Below are 21,957 nucleotides of genomic sequence, written 5' to 3'. Positions count from 1 at the left end.
AAACCACATAGGCCCTACGGGTCCCCCAGAGCCCCTCTTCTCAGATCGGCAGGCCCAGCGTGGAAGTTGTCATCGTTCCGGACGCCAAGGCGGGTGGCGAGCTGATCGCCGAGGCCATGGCGCAACTCCTGCGGCGCAAGCCCGTTGCCCTGCTCGGCGTGGCCACCGGGTCGACGCCGCTGCCCATCTACGAGGCGCTGGCCGCCAAGGTGAAGTCCGGTGCCGTGGATGCCTCTCGGGCGCGGATCGCCCAGCTCGACGAGTATGTAGGGCTGCCGGCCGAGCATCCGGAGTCGTACCGCTCGGTGCTGCGGCGGGAGGTGCTGGAGCCGCTGGGGCTCGGGATGGACGCGTTCATGGGGCCGGACGGTACGGCTGAGGACGTGCAGGGGGCGTGCGAGGCGTATGACGCCGCGTTGGGCGCCGCCGGTGGGGTGGATCTGCAGTTGCTCGGGATCGGGACGGACGGGCACATCGGGTTCAACGAGCCGTGCTCGTCGCTGGCCTCACGGACTCGGATCAAGACGTTGACCGAGCAGACGCGGGTGGACAACGCGCGGTTCTTTGACGGGGACATCGAGCAGGTGCCGCATCACGTCATCACTCAGGGGATCGGGACGATCCTTGAGGCTCGGCATCTGGTGCTGCTCGCCACGGGTGAGGGGAAGGCGGATGCGGTGGCGGCGACGGTGGAAGGGCCGGTTGCCGCGGTGTGTCCGGCGTCGGCGTTGCAGTTGCATCCGCATGCGACGGTTGTTGTGGATGAGGGGGCGGCGTCGAAGTTGAAGTTGGGGGATTACTTTCGGCATACGTTTGCCAACAAGCCGGGGTGGCAGGGGATCTGAGCGTCTGCCGGGTTCGGTTTCTGACCGGCTGCGACGCCGTCGTGGCTGGTCGCGCAGTTCCCCGCGCCCCTATGGGGCGCGGAAAGGCGCCGGTCCCTGTGCAGGAACCGGCGCCTTCGTCCTCGTACTCCTCACACCCCCGCTATGACCTCCGCCGCCGCCCTCCCGCACACCCGTGCCGCCCCGTGTGTCGCGATGTGCAGGGCGCCCCTCGGGGGCGTCTGGGGTACGCCCATTTCGACCACGATGGTGTCGGGGCGTTCGTGGAGCAGCGTGTCGAGGGCTGCTGACATCCAGGGGTGTCGGTGTTCGTCGCGGACGACGGCGATGATGCGGTGGCCGTTCGCGGCGGCGAGGGCCTTGGGGGCTGCCTCGTCGCCTGTGAAGCTGCCCGTCTCCGTGCCGGGGAGCAGGCGGGTCAGTTCCGCGGCGACGCCCCAGGGGGTTTCGTCGCCGACGGCTATGTTCGCGACCGGGGTGAAGGCGGCGACGTAGGGGGCCTTGGTGAGGGGGGCGTAGGGTTCGGCGGCTGTCACTCTCAGGGCGCGGCGGGCCGCGATGAGGCCGATGTCCGTTCGGGGCTCGCCCGTGTTCGCGGGGGCATCGGACGTCCAGTGGGCCAGCGCGCGGACGCGTTGTGCCGCGTCCGCCAGGCGTTCCTCGGGGAGTTGGCCCGAGCGGACGGCTGAGACGAGGGCGTCGCGCAGGCGGCGTACCGTCTCGTCGTCCGCGAGGCCGCCGCCCACGCAGATCGCGTCGGCGCCGGCGGCGATGGCGAGGACGCTGCCGCGTTCGATGCCGTAGGCGGCGGCGATGGCCTGCATCTCCATGCCGTCGGTGACGATCAGGCCGTCGTAGCCGAGCCGGCCGCGCAGCAACTCCGTCAGGACCGGGCGGGAGAGGGTGGCCGGGCGGTCCGGGTCCAGGGCCGGGACCAGGATGTGGGCGCTCATCACCGCGCGGGTACCGGCGGCGATGGCGGCGCGGAACGGGGAGAGTTCGCGGGACGACAGCACCGAGGCGTCGGCGTCGATGCGGGGCATCGCGTGGTGGGAGTCGACCGCGGTGTCGCCGTGGCCCGGGAAGTGCTTGGTGCAGGCGGCCACTCCGGCTGACTGGAGGCCCGTGACGTAGGCGGCGGTGTGGCGGGCGACGAGGTCCGTGTCGCCGCCGAAGGAACGGACGCCGATGACCGGGTTGGCGGGGTTGGAGTTCACGTCGGCGGACGGGGCCCAGTTGAGGTTCACTCCGCACTCGGCGAGACGGCGGCCGACTTCGTACGCCACCGCCTCGGTGAGCGAGACGTCGTCGACCGCGCCCAGCGCATGGTTGCCGGGGAACGAGGAACCGGTCCGCACCTCCAGGCGGGTGACATCGCCGCCCTCCTCGTCGATCGCGACCAGCACGTCGTCGCGTTCGGCGCGCAGCTGGGCGGTGAGTGCGGCCAGTTGGTCGGGAGAGGCGATGTTGCGGCCGAACAGGCCGACGGAGGCCAGGCCTTCGCCGAGGCGGCGCAGCAGCCAGTCGGGGGCGGTCGTGCCCGGGAAGCCGGGCTGGAGGACGGTCAGCGCATCTCGCGTCAGGGTGTCTGTGCCGCTGGCGAATGTCGTCATCGGGTGGCGTTATCCCTTCACGGCGCCGGCCGTCAGACCGCTGACAGCCCTGCGTTGCAGGAAGACGAAGAGGATCAGGATCGGGATGGCGAAGAGGGAGGAGGCCGCCATGGTGGCGCCCCAGTCGTCACCGAAGGCGGTGCGGAAGCTGGACACCCACAGGGGCAGAGTCTGGGCCTCGGCCTCCTTGTTGAGGACCAGGACGAGGGGGAACTCGTTCCAGGCGGTGATGAACCCGAACATGGAGGTCGACATCAGACCGGGGGCGAGCAGCGGCAGGATCACCCTGCGGAACGCGGTGGCGCGGGTGCAGCCGTCGACCATGGCCGCCTCCTCCAGTTCCCTCGGCACGGCGGCGACGAAGCCGCGCAGCGTCAGGATGGTGAACGGCAGGATCATCATCATGTAGAAGACCGTCAGCGGGACCAGGCTGTTCAGCAGGGAGGCGTCCCGCACGATCATGTAGATCGCGATGACCATGACCTCCCAGGGCGCCATCTGGGCCAGCATGAAGCCGACGATGAAGCCGCGCCGTCCCTTGAACCGCATCCGGGCCAGGGCGAAGGACCCGGCGAGCGCGATGATCAGGGAGAAGACGACCGCGAGGCTCGTGACGATCAGCGAGTTGGTCACGTACGTCCAGAAGTGGTCGACGCTGGTCGCCGTCTTGAAGTGCTCGAAGGTGACGTCGGTGGGGAACCAGACGGGGTCGTCGGAAATGATGTCGCCGGTCGGCTTGAAGGCCGTGGAGAACATCCAGTACACGGGGAAGACGCAGCCGATGAGCAGAACGACGGCCGTGACATTGGGCCAGATGCGGCCGAAGAGCGTGCGCTTCACAGCTCCCCCTCTTCGTCTTGCTTGAGCACGATCCGCAGGTAGTAGGCGGTGAGGCCGAGCAGGATCAGGATGGTCAGGACGGCGATGGCGGCGCCCATGCCGTAGTGCTGGTTGCCGACGCCCTCGATGTAGGCGTAGACGGGCAGGATCTCGGTGAGCCGGTCGGGGCCGCCCGCATTGATGACGTAGACCTGCACGAACGCCTTGAAGACCCAGATGACCTCCAGGAACGTCGTGGCGTAGAGGAAGGGCCGCAGGACCGGCAGGGTGACCGTGGTGAAGCTCTTCCACGCGCCCGCGCCGTCGAGGGCCGCGGCCTCGTACAGCTCGGGGGAGATGACGGTGGTGGCCGCGTACAGGTTGATGGCGACGAACGGGATCGACATCCAGACGATCAGCAAAGTGACCACGAAGAACGTCGACATCTGGCTGCTGGTCCAGCTGTAGTCGGCCATGGAGTGCCAGCCGAGCTTGTCCAGCACCCAGTTGACGACGCCGAACCGCTGGGCGAACAGCCATTGGTAGACGGTGGTTGCCGCGACCACCGGCATCGCCCAGGCAAGCACCAGGCCGATCATCAGCAGCAGCCGCATCCGTCTGCCGAGCCGGGCCAGGAGAAGGCCGACAAGCGTGCCGAGCACCATGATCAGAACGACGTTGACCGCCGTGAACAGGATCGAGCGCAGGGTGACGCGCCAGAAGTCCTCCCCGGTGAGGACCTCCTTGTAGTTGTCGATGCCGTTCCACTCGGTGACGTGCTGGATCAGCTGCGCCATGTTGAGGTTCTGGAACGACAGCAGGATGTCCTTCAGCAGCGGCCAGCCGAGCAGGAGCACGGTGGCCGCGCAGGCCGGCAGCAGCAGGAGGTACGGGGTGAACGCGCCCAGACGGGACGCGGCTCGGGGTCCCGGCCCGGCGGGTCCGCTCTCGGCTTTCTCGACTGCGTCCACCGGGCCGACGGGCGGCCCTTCGGTCTGCACGGTCATGCTCGCGATCTCTCTTCTCGACGTACGTGGACCCGCGTACGGTCGCCGGGGCGGGGAGCGGCACGCGCATCCCCCGCCCCGGCGCGAACACCGGCGCCGTTACTGCTGCTGCGACAGACGCTCGTTGAACTCGTCCTCGACCTGCGCCGCGGCCTCGGCCGGGGACTTACCGTTCAGCACGGCGGTCATGTACGTCTTGACCGGGTTGGGCGCGTTCTCCACGGCGGCCCACTCCGGGATCAGCGGCGTGGTGCCACCGCCCGCGGCGGCCGGCGCGGCGGCCTCGGCGACGACGTTGCCCTTGAGGTTGGTCTGCAGCGCCTCCTTGTTCGGGATGACGCCGTTGAGCTTGGCCAGCTGGCCCTCGTACTTGTCGGACAGGGCGATCTTCAGGAACTCCTTGGCGAGTTCCTGCTTCTCGCTGCCCGCGGCGACCGCGAGGTTGGAGCCGCCGAGGAAGACGCCCTCGGGCTTGTCGGCCGTGGCACCCGGGATGGTGAAGTAGCCGATGTCCTTCTCGATCTTCTTGTTGGCCTCGATCGCGATGCCGGCCTCCCAGCCCATCCCGATGAAGGCGCCGACGTTGCCCTTGCCGAAGACCTCGCCCTGCTGCGGGGTGGCCTCGTCCTTGTCCTTGGGCGCCTTGGACAGCGCCTGGAACTTCTTGTACGTCTCCATGGCGGCGGCGACCTTCGGGTCGGCGAGGTTGGAGACGTACTTGTCGCCGTCCTTCTTCACCAGTTCGGCGCCCTCACCGATGGTCAGGCCGACGAAGTGGTACCAGTTCTGGCCCGGCAGATAGATGGGCTCGGCGTCGGTCTTCTCACCGATCGTCTTCAGGTCCGCGTAGAACTCGTCGCGGGTCTTGGGGGTGTCCTTGATGCCCGCCTCGGCCCAGATCTTCTTGTTGTAGAGGACGATGCGGTTGGCGAAGTACCACGGGGCGGCGTACTGCTTGCCGTCATAGATGGACGACTCGTTGAGGGACTCGGCCCAGTCGGCGCCGATCTCGGACTTCAGGTCGGCGAGGTCCGCGAGGCCGCCGGTCTTGGCGTAGGCCGGGGTCTGGGTGTTGCCGATCTCGAAGACGTCCGGCGGGTTCTCCTCCGACAGGGCGGTGGTCAGCTTCTGCTGGATGCCGTTCCACTGCTGGACCTCGAACTTGACCTTGGCCTTGGTCTGCTTCTCGAAGGCCGCGGCGACATCCTTCTGCCACTGATCCGGCGAGGAGCCGTCCATCACCCACACCGTGAGTGTCTGGCCCGCGTAGCCGTCCGCCGCGGTCTTGTCCCCGCCGTCGCCGTTGTCGCCCCCGCACGCCGCGAGGGACACCATCATGCCCGCGATACCGATCGCGACTGTCAGCTTGCGCTTCACGCCACCCTCCTCAGGGATGCCCCCCCGTACCGCCATCGGGGCCGGGACTGGACCAATGGTGTAGACCAGTACCGGGAGCCTGGACCAGACCAGGGCGCCTGTCAAGAGCGTTCGAAACCCCTCCGACCAGCCGTTATGCGACCTACATATGCAGGAACCTTTAAGTAAGAAGACAGCGAAAACAGCGCGCCCGGAGTACTGTCGTCCGCTAGACCACTTACCTCTGTGGACTAGACCAAAAGAGGCGGCGACGGTATACAGAGGGGATCACGATGTGACCCACATCCGGAGCCGGGAAGGCAGAGCATGAGCACCGACGTCAGCAGTGCGGAGAACGAGGGTGGGGCCACCGTCCGTACCGCGCGCGTGCCCAAGTACTACCGCCTGAAGAAGCACCTCCTCGACATGACGGAGACACAGGCGCCCGGCACACCGGTCCCGCCCGAGCGCACGCTCGCCGCGGAGTTCGACACCTCGCGCACGACCGTGCGCCAGGCACTCCAGGAACTGGTCGTCGAGGGACGCCTGGAGCGGATCCAGGGCAAGGGCACGTTCGTGGCCAAGCCCAAGGTCTCGCAGGCGCTCCAACTCACCTCGTACACCGAGGACATGCGCGCCCAGGGCCTCGAACCCACCTCGCAGCTCCTGGACATCGGCTACATCACCGCCGACGACCGCCTCGCCGATCTGCTCGACATCACGGCCGGCGGCCGGGTGCTGCGCATCGAGCGGCTGCGCATGGCCAACGGCGAGCCGATGGCCATCGAGACGACCCACCTCAGCGCCAAGCGCTTCCCGGCACTCAGGCGCAGCCTGGTGAAGTACACCTCCCTCTACACCGCCCTCGCCGAGGTCTACGACGTCCATCTCGCCGAGGCCGAGGAGACCATCGAGACCTCCCTGGCCACCCCCCGCGAGGCCGGCCTGCTCGGCACCGACGTCGGCCTGCCGATGCTGATGCTGTCCCGCCACTCACTGGACCGGGAAGGCCAGCCGGTGGAGTGGGTGCGCTCGGTGTACCGGGGGGACCGCTACAAATTCGTGGCCCGGCTCAAGCGGCCCGCGGAGTAGAACGCCGTGTAGAGCGGGATCGGCTGGGGGTCCGGGGGCCGCGCGGCGGCAGCCGCACATCGATGCAGCCCCCGGGACAATGCAGCGTGGCCCGGCTCAAGCGGCCCCAGGAATAAGGGCCGTTCGTAGAGCGAACACCCGCACGCGGTGTAGCGCAGATCACATTCCTGTTCTACGGTCCTCCCGTCATCGCATGGACGGGAGGGCGAGCCGGTGCGCACCGCGAACGTTCGAACGATCGTCATCTGGAGTCTCGTCGCGCTGGTCGGAGCCGTCGGCTGGGCGGTGCTCGCGCTGGCCAGGGGCGAGGACGTGTCCGCCGCCTGGATGGTCGCGGCGGCCCTCGGCTCGTACGCGATCGGCTACCGCTTCTATGCCAAGTTCATCGCGCACAAGGTCCTGAAGGTCGACAAGACCCGGGCCACTCCGGCGGAACGGCTGAACAACGGCATCGACTTCCACCCCACCGACCGCCGGGTCCTGCTGGGCCACCACTTCGCCGCGATCGCGGGCGCCGGTCCGCTGGTCGGGCCGGTCCTCGCGGCGCAGATGGGCTATCTGCCGGGCACGATCTGGATCATCGTCGGCGTCATCTTCGCGGGCGCGGTCCAGGACATGGTGGTGCTGTTCTTCTCCACGCGGCGGGACGGCAGGTCGCTGGGGCAGATGGCGCGGGAGGAGATCGGCCCGTTCGGCGGCGCGGCGGCGCTGCTGGCCGCCTTCGCCATCATGATCATCCTGCTCGGGGTGCTGGCGCTGGTCATCGTCAACGCCCTCGCGCAGTCCCCGTGGGGCACCTTCTCCATCGCGATGACGGTCCCGATCGCGCTGCTGATGGGCTTCTATCTGCGCGTACTGCGTCCCGGCCGGGTCGCCGAGGTCTCCCTCATCGGCGTCGCGCTGCTGCTCTTCGCACTGGTCGCGGGCCGCTGGGTCGCCGAGTCGTCCTGGGCCGACACCTTCACCCTCGCGCCCTCCACGCTGGTCATCTGGCTGGTGGCGTACGGCTTCATCGCCTCGATCCTGCCGGTGTGGATGCTGCTCGCACCCCGCGACTACCTCTCCACCTTCATGAAGATCGGCACCATCCTGCTCCTCGCGCTCGGCGTCGTGATCGCGCTGCCGACACTGAAGATGCCGGCGGTCACGGACTTCGCCTCGCGCGGTGACGGACCGGTGTTCGCGGGCTCACTCTTCCCGTTCGTCTTCATCACCATCGCCTGCGGTGCCCTGTCCGGCTTCCACTCGCTCATCTCGTCCGGTACGACGCCGAAGATGATCCAGAAGGAGACGCAGGTCCGGATGATCGGCTACGGCTCCATGCTGATGGAGTCGTCGGTCGCGATCATGGCGCTGGTGGCGGCGAGCATCATCGACCCGGGCCTGTACTTCGCGATGAACGCGCCGTCCGGCGTCATCGGCACGACGGTGGAGAACGCCTCGCAGGTGGTGGGCAGTTGGGGTTACCAGATCACCCCGGCCGAACTCGCCAAGGCGGCCCAGGACGTGGAGGAGTCGACGCTGCTGTCCCGCACCGGCGGCGCTCCCACGCTCGCCGTCGGGGTCTCGCAGATCTTCTCCGAGGTGACCGGCGGAAGCCTCAAGGCCTTCTGGTATCACTTCGCGATCATGTTCGAGGCCCTGTTCATCCTGACCGCGCTGGACGCCGGCACCCGCGTGGGCCGCTTCATGCTCCAGGACACCCTCGGCAACATCTACCGGCCGTTCAAGAACGTCAGCTGGAAGCCCGGCCTGATCATCACCAGCGCCATCGTGTGCGGGCTGTGGGGCTACTTCCTGTGGGTCGGCGTCCATGAACCCCTCGGCGGAATCAACCAGCTCTTCCCGATCTTCGGCATCTCCAACCAGCTGCTGGCCGCCGTCGCCCTGGCCGTCTGCACGACCCTGCTGGTGAAGTCGGGGCGTCTCAAGTGGGCCTGGATCACCGGCGTTCCGCTTGCCTGGGACGCGACGGTCACCCTGACCGCCAGCTGGCAGAAGGTGTTCTCCTCCGATCCGAAGGTCGGCTTCTTCAAGCAGCGCCAGGTGTTCCAGGACGCCATCGACCGGGGCGAGGTACTGGCACCCGCCAAGTCCATGGACGACATGCGCACCGTGGTCACCAACTCCACGGTGGACGGCGTCCTCACCGGGATCCTGGCGCTCCTGATCGTCGTCGTCATCGTCGACGCGACCCGCGTCTGCGTCCGGCACGTCCGCCGCCCGGCCCTGTCCACGCTGAGCGAGGCACCGTACGTCGAGTCCAAGATCGTCGCCCCGGCCGGACTGATCCCGACCCGGGATGAGAAGGAGGAGGAGCGCGATGCGGTCGGCAGTGGCACGGGCTCTTAGGGGTGTGCGCTGGTACGTGCGGGAGCTGACCGACGAGTCGGCGTACGACCGTTATGTCGCGCACGTACGAAAAGACCACCCTCAGGCCGAGGTGCCGTCCCGGCGTGACTTCGAGCGGATGCGCACGGACCGGCAGGAGGAGGACCCGCGGCAGGGGTTCCGCTGCTGCTGAACACGCCTGGTGAGCCCCCGAATGAGGATGCCCGGTGAGGATCGCGCCCGGAATGCGGACGGGGACTTCCGCTTTCGCGACACCGTGACCTAGATTGCCTGCGCGTTACACAGGTGATCAGTGAGGGGACGGAGCCGGCGGATGTCACAAACATCGGAAGTGAACAGAGGGACGGTGACACCCGCCAGGGTCGTCATCGCGCTCTGCCTATTCGCGCCCTTCGTGGCGATGCTGTGGGTGGGTTCGTACGCGAAGGAGGACCCGGCCTTCATCGGCATCCCGTTCTTCTACTGGTACCAGATGGCCTGGGTGGTCCTCTCCACCGTGCTGACGATGGTCGCGTACAAGCTGTGGCAGCGTGACCAGCGGGCACGCAAGGGGGGTGCCGGAAAGTGAAGGACGGCGTGAACGGCGTCGCACTCGCCGTCTTCATCCTCTTCTTCGTGGCCGTCACGGTCATGGGCTTCCTGGCCTCGCGCTGGCGCAGGGCCGCGAACGACCAGACCCTGGACGAATGGGGCCTGGGCGGGCGCTCGTTCGGCACCTGGGTCACCTGGTTCCTGCTCGGCGGCGACCTGTACACGGCGTACACCTTCGTCGCCGTACCGGCGGCGATCTACGCGGCGGGCGCGGCCGGCTTCTTCGCGGTGCCCTACACGATCCTCATCTACCCGATGATGTTCGTCTTCCTGCCGCGGCTGTGGTCGGTCTCGCACAAGCACGGCTACGTCACCACGTCGGACTTCGTCCGGGGCCGCTACGACTCCAAGGGGCTGTCGCTGGCGGTCGCCGTCACCGGCATCCTCGCCACGATGCCGTACATCGCGCTCCAACTGGTCGGCATCCAGGCCGTCCTTGACGTGATGGGCGTCGGCGGCGGCGAGGACACCAACTGGTTCATCAAGGACCTGCCGCTGCTGATCGCCTTCGGCGTGCTGGCCGCGTACACGTACTCCTCGGGTCTGCGGGCGCCGGCGCTGATCGCGTTCGTGAAGGACGCGCTGATCTACATCGTCATCGCGGTCGCGGTCATCTACATCCCGATCAAGCTGGGCGGGTTCGACGACATCTTCGCCAAGGCGAGCGCCGCGTTCAGCCAGACCAACCCGGCGACGGGCGCGCCACGCGGTGCGACGGTGCCGGGCGACGCGACCCAGTGGACGTACGCGACCCTGGCCCTCGGCTCGGCCCTCGCGCTGTTCATGTACCCGCACTCGGTGACGGCCGTGCTCTCCAGCCGCAGCCGTGACGTCATCCGCCGCAACTCCACGATCCTGCCGCTGTACTCGCTGATGCTGGGCCTGCTCGGTCTGCTCGGCTTCATGGCGATCGCGGCCGGAATCAAGGTGGAGAACGGCCAGTTGGCGATCCCGCAGCTGTTCGAGACCATGTTCCCCGACTGGTTCGCGGGCGTGGCCTTCGCGGCGATCGGCATCGGCGCGCTGGTGCCGGCGGCGATCATGTCCATCGCGGCGGCCAACCTCTTCACCCGCAACATCTACAAGGACTTCATCAAGCCGGACGCCACGCCGGCGCAGGAGACCAAGGTCTCCAAGCTGGTGTCCCTGCTGGTGAAGGTGGGCGCACTGGTCTTCGTCCTGACCATGGACAAGACGGTGGCGATCAACTTCCAACTGCTGGGCGGCATCTGGATCCTCCAGACCTTCCCGGCCCTGGTCGGCGGCCTCTTCACCCGCTGGTTCCACCGCTGGGCCCTGCTCGCCGGCTGGGCGGTCGGCATGATCTACGGCACGGTCGCCGCGTACGGCGTCGCCTCCCCGACCCAGGACCACTTCGGCGGCTCCAACAAGGAGATCCCCGGCATCGGCGAGATCGGCTACATCGGCCTCACGGCGTTCATCCTGAACCTGCTGGTGACGGTCGTCCTCACCTTCGCCCTGAAGGCGATGAAGGCCCCCGAGGGCGTGGACCAGACAAGCCCGGAGGACTACACGGGCGAGGCGGGCGACCCGGGAGTCAAGACGGAACTACCGCCGGCTACGGCGGGGGCCGCGCACTGACATCACCGACTGGCCGCCCAAGGGTCGTCGCAGAGCTCCGGAAGCCCTGCGACGACCCTTCGTATGCCGGACAACCGGGCCCTCATCGCCGCCTGCCTCGCAGCAACTGCCAGACGGCACAGACGGCACAGACGGCACAGACGGCACAGACGGCACAGACGATACCGGCCAGCGACTGAACCGTTCCGGCGTCGGACAGCACCGCCACCACCATCGTGGCCATGATGACCAGCAGGAACACCGCGGGCTCCCACAGACGGCCCAGCCGCGTGCGCCTGCCGTCCGGGGTGCGGTCGGTGTCCGGGACGGCGTCGGTGTCGTCATCGGGAGGAGGCGCGTCCTCAGGTTCCGTCGTGGTGTTCCGGTTCTGGGCACGGGACATGGCAGGGCTCGTTTCGGCCGGTCGGTGGCACCCGGCGAGGTTGCCGTGATGCCAGTCCGCAGGCAACGCACAGGCAACCACGTGCCCTGAACCACGCCACGGTTCACCGGCAGGGCCTGGTGTCCTCGTCCGAGCTCGTCAGCGCACTCCACTCGCGCCGCTCCCCCGGACCGACCACGGAACAGATACGGCGAAGCGCGCCCTCCGGGTCGAGATCCCAACGGCGCAGGGTGCCGTCCTCGTTGGCGCTGAGCACGCTGTCGCCGTCCGGGGCGAAGACGGCACCGCGCACCTGACCGGTCGGGCCACGCAGCGCGGCGTACAACTCCCAGCGGCTCCCCTTGCGTTGCCAGACGCGCACCGAGCCGTCTCGCCCCGCGCTGACCAGCCGGTTCCCGTCCTTCGAGAAGGAGACCCGCAGGACGGGGGCCGTGTGACCGTACAGTCGGGCCACGGTACGGCGCTCGCGCACGTCCCAGATCTGCACGACGTGGTCCCGGCCGGCCGAGGCGAGGAAGGTCCCCTCGGGACTGAAGGCCAGGTCGAAGACCGAGTCGGTGCTCGTGCGGGGCGACGGCCTCCGCACGTGCAGGTCCGGCCATGTGCGCAGGGTGACGGCGTTGTCCTGGCCGCTGGAGGCGAGCAGGGGCGTCCCCCTCGTGGTGAGTGCGAGGCCCCAGAGGTCCGTGGCCCAGCGCTGCGCGACTTCGTGCCCGTTGCTGACGTCCCAGACGCGCAGGGTGCTGTCCCAGCCACCGGTCACCAGCCTCTTTCCCGTGCGGTCGAAGGCGACGGCGAGCACTTCACGGGTGTGCCCGTCGAACTCGCGTACGCGCTTGCCGTCCGCGACTCGCCACAGGGTGACGCCGTGGTCCGCGCTCGCAACGGCAAGCAGATCCCCCTTCGGGTCGTAGGCGAGGTCGGTCACCTCCCGCGCGGACGCGGGAAGGCTGCGGCGCGGGCTACGGGCACGGTCGTCCCAGAGGAGGACGTTGCCCTCGGCGTCGCCCGTCGCGTACCCCCCGCCGTCCCGCGGCGAGCGGGCCAGCGCGGTGAGGGGACCGTCTGCTGTGCTCACCGGGCTGTCAGCCAGGGTCCAGACCCGGAGCGTCCTGTCCTCGCCGCCCGTCACGACGGTCCCGCCGTCCGGCGACAGGGCGACCGCGTTGACCGGGCCGGTGTGACCGGTGAGGGTGAGGGGTTCGGCGTCGGGCCGGTGAAGGTCGCGGATCTGCGCGGTGTTGTCCTGCGCGCCGCTGACCAGGGTGCCGTCCTCGCCCACGGCCACCGCCATCACCGAGTCGCCGTGGGTGACGTACGTCTTCCTCACCTGTGCACGCCGTACGTCCCAGACGCGTACGGTGCCGTCGAAGCTGCCGCCGACCAGGTCGCGCCCGTCGGCGGTGAAAGCGAGGGAGCGCACCGACCGTTTCGGGTGGCCGGGGAGCCGGGCGGTCACTTCGCCGCTGTCCACGTCCCACAGCAGGACCCTGCGCGACGACTGGCTCCGGTCGGTCTCGTCGCTGCCGCCGCCGGCCGCCAGGCTGCGGCCGTCGGGACTGAACGCGAGGGCGCGGACCGGCCCGGGTACGTCCTTGCCCGTGGGCGTCTTCTCCCAGAGCAGGTCGGCGCCCGGCATCCGCCACATCCGGACACGTCCGTCGACGCCCGCGGCCGCGAGACGGGTGCCGTCGCTGTTGAAGGTCACGCGCAGGTCGGTGTCGCCGTGGTCGGGGTTCTGGTGCCGCGCCAGCAGCGGCCGGGCCGGTGCGGTTCCGGAGACCAACCAGACGGAGCCGTCGTCGTAGCCGACCGCCAGCTGACGCCCGTCCCGGCTGTAGGAGAGCGAGTCGATCTGGCCGCTGGTCCCGTTGATACGCGGGCGGGAGCGGGCATCGGCGGCATCAGGGTCCCTGGCCGGGTGCCATTGGTAGATCCTTCCGTCGTCCCCGCCCCAGGCGACGGTTCGGCCGTCAGCCGCGTAGGTGAGTGCGGAGACGGGGGTGCCGGCGGGGACAACACGGTCGTTCCAGAGTGGTTGAGCGCTACTGAGGAGGGCGCTGCGGCTCTCGTCGGTGTCGCGCGCGGTGAAAGCGGCTACCGCGAGCCGGGCGGCCTGCGTCGGCTCGCTCTGGTTCAGCGACGAGGACCGCATGGCGTAGGTGGACGAGGTCCGCAGCTGTTCCGCCCTGTTCGCGCTCCCCTTGGACTGCACCCACAGCGCGGCCAGCGCCAGAGCCAGCACGACGAGCAGCGCGAGGATCTGGATCCGCAGCCTCTTCCGCCGCGCTCTGCGCCGCGCCCGCTCCCTGCTGACCCGCAGAAACTCCCGCTGCAGCGGCCCGAGTTCGTCCTCGTTCTCCTCCGCCCAGACGACCGCACGGGCCAACTGCCCGCCGACCAGCAGCAGTTCCTTGTCGCGGCCGTTGTCCTGCCATTGCACGGCCGCCTCCGACAGGCCGTGCCGCACCTCCCCCATCAGCTGGTCGTGGGTGAGCCACTGCCGCAGCCTGGGCCAGGAACCGAGCAGCGCCTCGTGGGCGATCTGGACGGTGACCTCCCCGTCCGGCTCGGCATCGATGGTCAGCAGCCGTTCGCGTACGAACACCTCCAGGACCGCCGCGGCCTCGGTCTCGTCGCCCGGCAGCAGATCGAGCAGCCGGGCACGGCTGATCCGCCGCCGGGTCGTGTCGTGCAGGTCGTCGCGGCGGCCGAGGCGGACGAAGGCGTGCTCGGCGATGCGCCGCCGCTGGGGGGTGAGCGCCTCGTAGGCCTGGTCGGCGGAGAGGGCGAGTGCTTTACGGATGCCGCCGGACTTGCGGTAGGCGGCCGTGGTGAGGTGGTTGCCCTCGCGGTGCATCCAGGTGACACGCAGCGCGTGGGAGAGCAAGGGCAGGGCGCCCGGGGCGTAACCGCCCTCCCTCGCCCAGGGAGTGGAGAAGGCGCCGAGTTCGTGCAGGAGGACCTCGACGAGGGAGTCGTCGACGACCAGCCCGGCTTCCTCGGCGGGTTCGGTGACGGCCTGGCGGAGTTCCGCCTCTGTCATGGGCTCCAGCAGGAACGGCGCGGCGCGCAGGGCCGCGGCGAGTCCGGGGTGCTCCAGGCAGCGGCCGTAGAAGTCGGCGCGCAGTCCGAGGACGACCAGGACGGCGGGGTCGCCGGACGCGTCACGCAGCGCGGACAGCTCGCAGAGGAGTCCGAAGAAGGCCAACCGCTGCTCGGCGTCCTCACACTGGGCGAAGGCCTCTTCGAACTGGTCGATGAGGATGAGCGTGCGGTACGGGCGTTCGGCGGGGCGTTTCCCGGCCTTCGGGTCCGCGCCGGCCAGCAGGTCCGCGCAGGCGCGGGCGGAGGAACGGACCGCCGCGAGTGCCCGCTCCGGGTCGGCGTCGACGGCCTTGGCGAGGGACTGGGCCAGGCGGTCCAAGGGGCGGTCGCCCGGGGTGAGTTCCACCACCGGCCAGTCCGCTGAGCCGGGCAGCCGCCCGGCCGCGAGGGATGCCACCAGGCCCGCCCTGAGCAGCGAGGTCTTACCGGCGCCGGACGGGGCCACGACCATGTACGGCCCGCTGTCTGGTCCGCGCCGGTCGAGGCCCGCGAGGAGGTCGTCGACCGCGGCACTGCGGCCCCGGAAAAGGTGGGCCCAGGACGCGGTGTAGGGGGCGAGGCCGCGGTACGGGCAGTCGCCCTCGGGGTTGCGAGGCGCGGGAGGTTTCCGGCCACTGCGGACGACCTCGCGTTCGTGGAGGGCCACGAGGAGACCGTCGCATTCGAAGTACGTGTCCAGGGCCTGGGCGAGCGTGGAGCTGCCCGCCGCCCGGCCGTTCTCGATCCTGCTGATGTGCGCCTTGTCGTAGCGGACTTCCTTGCTCAGTGCCTCCTGGGTGAGCCGGGCCCTCTCGCGCAGGCGCCGCACCTCGGCCCCGTACCCGCCGGCTCCGCGGCTTCCCCCGGTGCCGTCCCGGCTCCCCTGCCCGCCGCCGTCCCCGTCTGTTGCCTGTTGCCGCTCGTCCTGGCAACCGGCAACCCCCTCTTCAGCCTCGTCCGACCCCTGTCGCACCTGCTACACCTGTCATCAGTCGTCGCTCTCCGGGTTCGCCAACTTACCTGGAGTGACGGCGCGTTCAGCGGGCTCACCGCGTCACACGAAGACGCGGGTTGTGCGCCCTCTCCCATCCGTACGTCCATCCTCACCGGAGGTCTGCCATGAACCGCCTCGCAGCGCGTGTCCTCACCGCGACGGCCCTGCTTCCCGGCCTGCTCGTCGCACCCGCGCTCACCACATCCACCCCGGCCGCCGCGACCGCGCCCACGGTGGCCGCCGCACCCAGCCCGATCCGGCAGGCCATCGTGGACCGCGCCTACCGAGCCCTCACCACCGCACACTGGTACAAGGTGACCAGGAACGGCCCGAAGAAGCTCAGCAAGCCGGGCGACGCACGGCACGACAACTACCTCGGCGGCAAGAACCTCAACGAGTACAACGGCTTCAACGGCGATGCCTGGTGCGGGTACTTCGCCGCCGCGCTGTGGAACAACAAGGCAGCGACGCCGGCCAACTACAAGTCGTCGTGGGCCTGGGAGACCGGCGTCGGCAGCCGGTTCCACGCCTACCGACCCGGGCAGCCTCCGCAGCGCGGTGACGTGATCGTGTGGCACAACCACAACTCCCGCGCCCCCAGGGGCCATGTCGCGGTGGTCGTGGCCGTCGGCGGAAGCGACGGCAGGACGATCACCACGATCGAGGGCAACGCGGGCTACAAGTCCGACAGCATCACCAGGCGCGAGTACCGCTGGGTGGGCGCCGAGGGTCCCAAGATCCCGGGCAACAGCGCACTGAAGGTACGCGGGTTCGCGTCTCGCTCGTAGCGCGCCGACCGGACGGGCCGCCGGAGAAATCCGGCGGCCCGCAGTCGTACCTGTACGGCACACTCACCTGCATGGACATAGTGATCCGGCCCGTAGAACCCACCGAATACGAAGCCCTCGGCAACATCACAGCCCAGGCATACCTCCAGGACGGCCTCCTGACCTTCGGCGACAGCGACTGGTACCTGGGTGAGCTGAAGGACGTGGCCAAGCGAGCGGCGGCGGCCGACGTGCTCGTGGCCGCGCAGGGCGACCAACTCCTCGGCGGAGTCACCTTCGTACCGTCCGGTGGCCCCATGGCCGACCTGGCCCGCCCCGGAGAGGCGGAGATCCGCATGCTGGCCGTGGCCCGGGCGGCCCGCGGAAGGGGCGCCGGAGAGGCCCTCGTCCGCGCGTGCGTCGAGCGGGCGAAGGCAACGGACGGCTGCACCGGCATGGTCCTGTCGACGCAGCCCTCGATGCATGCCGCCCACCGCATCTACGAACGCCTCGGCTTCACCCGAGCCCGGGAACGCGACTGGAACCCGATCGCGGAGCGGCCCGAGTTCACTCTCCTCACTTATCAGTTGACGCTCTGAAGCCGACCTCGACACAACATGTAGGGGTGTCACCGGAGCCCGGCACAAGATGTATGCTCATGCTCGCTGTCGCCGCAGGGGAATCCGGTGCGAATCCGGAACTGTCCCGCAACGGTGTACTCATGCGTGTTCATACACGTATGGGAGTCAGTCCGAGGACCTGCCGACAGCGCGCCCGGCCACCCGGCCGGTGCGCCCGACGTCCGGGCCTCGTGGAATGGGCCGGTGGACGCGACGCCGTGTGCGCTCGTGTGCTGCCCCCTGCCCTCCGCAAGGCCCCGTGCCGAGCGAGGGAGAGCCCCACGTGACCATCGCGCCAGCCGAACCGGCCTCAGCGATCCAGGACACCGACGGTCCGGGAACCGTACTGCTGCGGACCCTGACCGAGCTGACCGCCGACCTCCCCGACGCCGACCCCGGCCGGGTCGCCGCCGCCGCGCTGCGCGGCAAGTCGGCCCGGGCAGACGAGTCGGAGTTGCGCGAGCTGGCCACCGAGGCCGCGGCCGGCCTCATCTCGGAGGACCCCGTGTACTCCCGGCTGGCCGCCCGTCTCCTGACGATCGGCATCGCCGCCGAGGCGGCCTCGCAGGGTGTCACGTCGTTCTCCGAGTCGGTCGCCGTCGGCCACCGCGAGGGCCTCATCGCCGACCGGACCGCCGAGTTCGTACGGCTGCACACGGCCCGCCTCGACCACCTGATCGACCGTGCGGCCGACGACCGCTTCGGCTACTTCGGCCTGCGCACCCTGCACAGCCGCTACCTCCTCCGGCACCCCATCACCCGCAAGGTGATCGAGACGCCCCAGCACTTCATGCTGCGCGTGGCCGCCGGTCTCGCCGAAGACGACACCGCCCGCTCCGTCGACGAAGTCGCCGCGCTCTACAGGCTGATGAGCCGCCTCGACTACCTCCCCTCCTCCCCCACCCTCTTCAACTCCGGCACCCGGCACCCCCAGATGTCGTCCTGCTACCTCCTCGACTCCCCCAAGGACGAGCTGGACTCCATCTACGACCGCTACCACCAGGTGGCCCGCCTCTCGAAGCACGCGGGCGGCATCGGCATCGCCTACTCCCGCATCCGCGCCCGCGGTTCACTGATCCGCGGCACGAACGGGCACTCCAACGGCATCGTCCCGTTCCTGAAGACCCTGGACGCCTCGGTCGCCGCCGTGAACCAGGGCGGCCGGCGCAAGGGCGCGGCGGCGGTGTACCTGGAGACCTGGCACTTGGACATCGAGGAGTTCCTGGAGCTGCGCGACAACACCGGTGAGGACGCCCGCCGTACGCACAATCTGAACCTCGCGCACTGGGTCCCGGACGAGTTCATGCGCCGGGTGAACGCGGACGGCGTGTGGTCCCTCTTCTCCCCCGCCGACGTGCCCGAACTGACCGACCTGTGGGGCGAGGAGTTCGACGCCGCCTATCGGAAGGCGGAGGCCGCGGGGCTCGCGCGCAAGACCATCCCGGCCCGTGACCTGTACGGCCGCATGATGCGCACCCTCGCGCAGACCGGCAACGGCTGGATGACCTTCAAGGACGCCGCCAACCGCACCGCCAACCAGACCGCCGAGCCCGGCCATGTCGTCCACTCCTCCAACCTCTGCACGGAGATCCTGGAGGTCACGGACGACGGCGAGACGGCGGTGTGCAACCTGGGGTCGGTCAACCTCGGCGCGTTCGTGGACAACGGCGACATCGACTGGGAGCGGCTGGACGAGGCCGTCCGCACCGCCGTCACCTTCCTCGACCGCGTCGTCGACATCAACTTCTACCCGACCGAGCAGGCGGGCCGGTCCAACGCCAAGTGGCGCCCCGTGGGCCTCGGCGCGATGGGCCTCCAGGACGTCTTCTTCCAGCTGCGCCTGCCCTTCGACTCACCCGAGGCCAAGGCCCTCTCCACCCGCATCGCCGAGCGCGTCATGCTGGCTTCGTACGAGGCCTCCGCCGACCTCGCCGAGCGCAACGGCCCCCTCCCCGCCTGGCAGAAGACCCGTACCGCCAAGGGTGTCCTGCACCCCGACCACTACGACGTCGAGCTGAACTGGCCCGAGCGCTGGGCAGCCCTGCGCGAACGCATCGCCGAAGTCGGCCTGCGCAATTCGCTGCTCCTGGCCATCGCGCCCACCGCGACCATCGCTTCCATCGCCGGTGTGTACGAGTGCATCGAGCCGCAGGTCTCCAACCTCTTCAAGCGCGAGACCCTGTCCGGCGAGTTCCTCCAGGTCAACTCGTACCTGGTGAACGAACTGAAGGAGCTGGGCGTCTGGGACGCCCGTACCCGCGAGGCGCTGCGCGAGGCGAACGGTTCGGTGCAGGACTTCGCCTGGATCCCCGAGGACGTACGACGGCTCTACCGCACGGCGTGGGAGATCCCGCAGCGTGGACTTATCGACATGGCGGCTGCCAGGACCCCGTTCCTGGACCAGTCCCAGTCCCTGAACCTCTTCCTGGAGACGCCGACCATCGGCAAGCTCTCCTCGATGTACGCGTACGCCTGGAAGTCCGGCCTGAAGACGACGTACTACCTGCGCTCCCGCCCGGCGACCCGCATCGCCCGCGCCGCACAGGCGACGGTCCCCGTCCAGCAGGTGACCTCTGAAGACGCTGTCGCCTGCTCCCTGGAAAACCCCGAGTCCTGCGAGGCATGCCAGTAATGACCACCCGTAACCAGCATCTCCTCGACCCGGGCTTCGAGCTGACCCTGCGCCCCATGCGCTACCCCGACTTCTACGAGCGCTACCGGGACGCCATCAAGAACACCTGGACCGTGGAGGAGGTCGACCTCCACTCGGACGTCACCGACCTCGCCAAGCTCACGCCCGCCGAGCAGCACCTGATCGGCCGACTCGTCGCCTTCTTCGCAACGGGTGACTCGATCGTCGCCAACAACCTGGTGCTGACGCTCTACAAGCACATCAACTCCCCCGAGGCGCGCCTGTATCTCTCAAGGCAGCTCTTCGAGGAGGCCGTGCACGTCCAGTTCTATCTGACGCTGCTGGACACCTACCTCCCCGATCCTCAGGACAGGGCCGCCGCGTTCGACGCCGTGGAGAACATCCCGTCCATCCGCGAGAAGGCCGGGTTCTGCTTCAAGTGGATCAACGAGGTCGAGAAGCTGGAGCGCCTGGAGACACAGGCCGACCGGCGCCGCTTCCTGCTCAACCTCATCTGCTTCGCCGCGTGCATCGAGGGCCTGTTCTTCTACGGGGCCTTCGCGTACGTCTACTGGTTCCGCAGCCGGGGTCTGCTGCACGGCCTCGCGACCGGCACCAACTGGGTGTTCCGCGACGAGACGATGCACATGTCCTTCGCGTTCGACGTGGTCGACACGGTCCGCAAGGAGGAGCCGGAGCTCTTCGACGACCAGCTCGAGCAGCAGGTCACCGACATGCTGAGGGAGGCCGTCGAGGCCGAGCTGCAGTTCGCGCGCGACCTGTGTGGTGACGGCCTCCCGGGGATGAACACGGAATCGATGCGGCAGTACCTGGAGTGCGTCGCCGACCAGCGGCTCAGCCGCCTCGGTTTCGCGCCGGTGTACGGCTCCGAGAACCCCTTCTCCTTCATGGAGTTGCAGGGGGTTCAGGAACTCACCAACTTCTTCGAGCGGCGTCCTTCGGCGTACCAGGTGGCAGTGGAGGGCACCGTCGACCTGGACGAGGACTTCTGAGTCTTCCGTTCCGCCTCCCTCAGTTGTCGGTCGATCCGGCGGTCGTGGATCGCACCCACGAGCGCCGGACCGCCGAGGAGGGAGAAGAGAATCACGAGGGCCATGAGTTCGAGGAAAGTGTTCATGCGGTAAGTCTCGTACTGGCAGGACACTCCTGACAGTGGCAGGACTGTCATACACCCTCGAATTACTGCCAGCGGCGGTGGCACACTGGCAGCATGCTGAAGAACGTCGCCGTCGCCCTGCTCGACGGAGTTCATCCCTTCGAACTCGGTGTGGTCTGCGAGGTCTTCGGCCTCGACCGCAGCGACGAGGGGCTGCCGGTGTACGACTTCGCGGTCGTCTCGGCGGAAGGCCCCGCGCTGCGCACCCATGTCCCCGGGTTCACGGTCTCCACACCGCACGGGCTCGAGCGGCTCGACGAGGCGGATCTGATCGCCGTACCGGCAGGCAGCGACTACATCGGCCGGGACTATCCGGACGAGCTGCTCGACGCCCTGGTCAGGGCCACGGACCGGGGTGCCCGGGTGCTCAGCGTCTGCTCCGGCGTCTTCGTCCTCGGTGCCGCCGGGCTGCTCGACGGGCGACGGTGCACGGTGCACTGGCGGCACGCGGACGAACTGGCCCGGCGCTTTCCGCGCGCGATCATCGAGCCCGATGTGCTGTACGTGGACGAGGACCCGGTGATCACCTCGGCGGGCACGGCCGCCGGCATCGACGCCTGTCTGCACATCGTGCGCAAGGACGAGGGGCCGGAGGTCGCCAACGCCATCGCCCGGCGCATGGTCGTACCGCCGCACCGGGACGGCGGGCAGGCCCAGTTCATCGACCGGCCGCTGCCCCGGTCGCAGTGCGACACGGTCGGTGAGGTGCTGGTCTGGATGGAGGAGCATCTCGACGAGGAGGTCACCGTCGAGCAGCTCGCCGCGCGGGCACACATGTCGCCGCGCACCTTCGCCCGCCGCTTCCAGCAGGAGACCGGCACGACTCCCTACCGCTGGATCCTGCGCCAGCGCGTGCTGCTGGCCCAGCGGTTGCTGGAGGCGACGGACGAGACGGTGGACGCGATCGCGGCCCGCACCGGGTTCGGTACCGCGGCCGCGCTGCGCCATCAGTTCGTACGGTCGATCGGGACCACCCCGCAGGCCTACCGGCGGACGTTCCGGGGCCCCGAAGCGGCCTGAC

General features: G+C 69.1%; 17 protein-coding genes and 1 riboswitch. Of the genes, 11 read left to right on the top strand and 6 right to left on the bottom strand.

The window, feature by feature from the left end; genetic code table 11:
• The first annotated feature begins 59 nt into the window (after positions 1-59).
• On the top strand, positions 60-845 hold the full coding sequence (gene nagB, locus KCH48_RS10500) for a glucosamine-6-phosphate deaminase (RefSeq protein ID WP_210572377.1): 786 nt from the start codon (positions 60-62) through the stop codon (positions 843-845).
• Between the two features lie 131 nt (positions 846-976).
• Here the strand turns inward: nagB and KCH48_RS10495 are convergent, their stop codons facing one another.
• The 4 genes from KCH48_RS10495 to KCH48_RS10480 form a co-directional block, all read right to left on the bottom strand.
• Positions 977-2,458, bottom strand: a complete 1,482-nt coding sequence (locus tag KCH48_RS10495) for a glycoside hydrolase family 3 protein (RefSeq protein ID WP_210572375.1) — start codon at positions 2,456-2,458, stop codon at positions 977-979.
• 9 nt (positions 2,459-2,467) lie between these two features.
• A complete protein-coding gene (locus tag KCH48_RS10490; RefSeq protein ID WP_210572374.1) occupies positions 2,468-3,298 on the bottom strand; it encodes a carbohydrate ABC transporter permease in 831 nt (276 codons plus the stop codon).
• Positions 3,295-4,284, bottom strand: coding sequence for a carbohydrate ABC transporter permease (locus KCH48_RS10485; protein WP_210572372.1), 990 nt, complete (start codon positions 4,282-4,284; stop codon positions 3,295-3,297). Before KCH48_RS10485 ends, KCH48_RS10490 begins: the two co-directional genes overlap by 4 nt.
• A 99-nt stretch (positions 4,285-4,383) precedes the next feature.
• Positions 4,384-5,661, bottom strand: coding sequence for an extracellular solute-binding protein (locus KCH48_RS10480; RefSeq protein WP_210572370.1), 1,278 nt, complete (start codon positions 5,659-5,661; stop codon positions 4,384-4,386).
• A gap of 306 nt (positions 5,662-5,967) precedes the next feature.
• On the opposite strand from KCH48_RS10480, the gene KCH48_RS10475 reads away from it, so the two are divergent.
• The 5 genes from KCH48_RS10475 to mctP all read left to right on the top strand — a co-directional run bounded on the left by KCH48_RS10475 (position 5,968) and on the right by mctP (position 11,277).
• Positions 5,968-6,732 carry a GntR family transcriptional regulator gene (locus tag KCH48_RS10475; protein ID WP_210572368.1) on the top strand — a complete coding sequence of 255 codons (765 nt, stop codon included), beginning with the start codon at positions 5,968-5,970 and terminating at the stop codon, positions 6,730-6,732.
• A gap of 213 nt (positions 6,733-6,945) precedes the next feature.
• Positions 6,946-9,084: a carbon starvation CstA family protein gene (locus KCH48_RS10470; RefSeq protein ID WP_210572366.1), complete on the top strand. Its 2,139-nt coding sequence runs from the start codon at positions 6,946-6,948 to the stop codon at positions 9,082-9,084.
• The gene (locus tag KCH48_RS10465; RefSeq protein WP_155060689.1) at positions 9,056-9,256 is read left to right on the top strand and encodes a YbdD/YjiX family protein; all 201 of its coding nucleotides are present in this window, start codon (positions 9,056-9,058) and stop codon (positions 9,254-9,256) included. The genes KCH48_RS10470 and KCH48_RS10465 overlap by 29 nt, the downstream gene beginning before the upstream one ends.
• 141 nt (positions 9,257-9,397) lie before the next feature.
• Entirely contained in the window at positions 9,398-9,652 is a 255-nt protein-coding gene (locus tag KCH48_RS10460) for a DUF3311 domain-containing protein (protein WP_210572364.1), read from the top strand.
• Positions 9,649-11,277: a monocarboxylate uptake permease MctP gene (mctP, locus tag KCH48_RS10455; RefSeq protein WP_210572363.1), complete on the top strand. Its 1,629-nt coding sequence runs from the start codon at positions 9,649-9,651 to the stop codon at positions 11,275-11,277. The genes KCH48_RS10460 and mctP overlap by 4 nt, the downstream gene beginning before the upstream one ends.
• An 82-nt stretch (positions 11,278-11,359) precedes the next feature.
• On the opposite strand, the gene KCH48_RS10450 is transcribed toward mctP, so the two are convergent.
• Both KCH48_RS10450 and KCH48_RS43185 read right to left on the bottom strand, forming a co-directional pair.
• Positions 11,360-11,659, bottom strand: a complete 300-nt coding sequence (locus KCH48_RS10450) for a hypothetical protein (RefSeq protein WP_210572362.1) — start codon at positions 11,657-11,659, stop codon at positions 11,360-11,362.
• 103 nt (positions 11,660-11,762) lie between these two features.
• The gene (locus tag KCH48_RS43185) at positions 11,763-15,719 is read right to left on the bottom strand and encodes a helix-turn-helix domain-containing protein (RefSeq protein ID WP_210572361.1); all 3,957 of its coding nucleotides are present in this window, start codon (positions 15,717-15,719) and stop codon (positions 11,763-11,765) included.
• A 146-nt stretch (positions 15,720-15,865) separates the two neighbouring features.
• Here KCH48_RS43185 and KCH48_RS10440 point away from each other — a divergent pair, with 146 nt between their 5' ends.
• From KCH48_RS10440 to KCH48_RS10420, 5 genes are all read left to right on the top strand, one after another.
• Complete coding sequence (locus KCH48_RS10440; protein WP_210572360.1) at positions 15,866-16,528, top strand: CHAP domain-containing protein; 663 nt, start codon at positions 15,866-15,868, stop codon at positions 16,526-16,528.
• Positions 16,529-16,599: 71 nt separating this feature from the next.
• A complete protein-coding gene (locus KCH48_RS10435) occupies positions 16,600-17,106 on the top strand; it encodes a GNAT family N-acetyltransferase (RefSeq protein ID WP_210572359.1) in 507 nt (168 codons plus the stop codon).
• A 78-nt stretch (positions 17,107-17,184) separates the two neighbouring features.
• Positions 17,185-17,267, top strand: a riboswitch (cobalamin riboswitch).
• Between the two features lie 143 nt (positions 17,268-17,410).
• Positions 17,411-19,759: a ribonucleoside-diphosphate reductase subunit alpha gene (locus tag KCH48_RS10430; protein WP_210572358.1), complete on the top strand. Its 2,349-nt coding sequence runs from the start codon at positions 17,411-17,413 to the stop codon at positions 19,757-19,759.
• The gene (locus tag KCH48_RS10425; RefSeq protein ID WP_210572357.1) at positions 19,759-20,772 is read left to right on the top strand and encodes a ribonucleotide-diphosphate reductase subunit beta; all 1,014 of its coding nucleotides are present in this window, start codon (positions 19,759-19,761) and stop codon (positions 20,770-20,772) included. The genes KCH48_RS10430 and KCH48_RS10425 overlap by 1 nt, the downstream gene beginning before the upstream one ends.
• 218 nt (positions 20,773-20,990) lie before the next feature.
• Entirely contained in the window at positions 20,991-21,956 is a 966-nt protein-coding gene (locus KCH48_RS10420) for a GlxA family transcriptional regulator (protein WP_210572355.1), read from the top strand.
• Position 21,957: the final 1 nt, after the last annotated feature.

This window comes from Streptomyces sp. GESEQ-4 (assembly GCF_017948455.1).
Lineage (GTDB): Bacteria > Actinomycetota > Actinomycetes > Streptomycetales > Streptomycetaceae > Streptomyces.
Note: the sequence above shows the minus strand (reverse complement) of the source record. Positions and strands in the feature narration are given on the sequence as shown.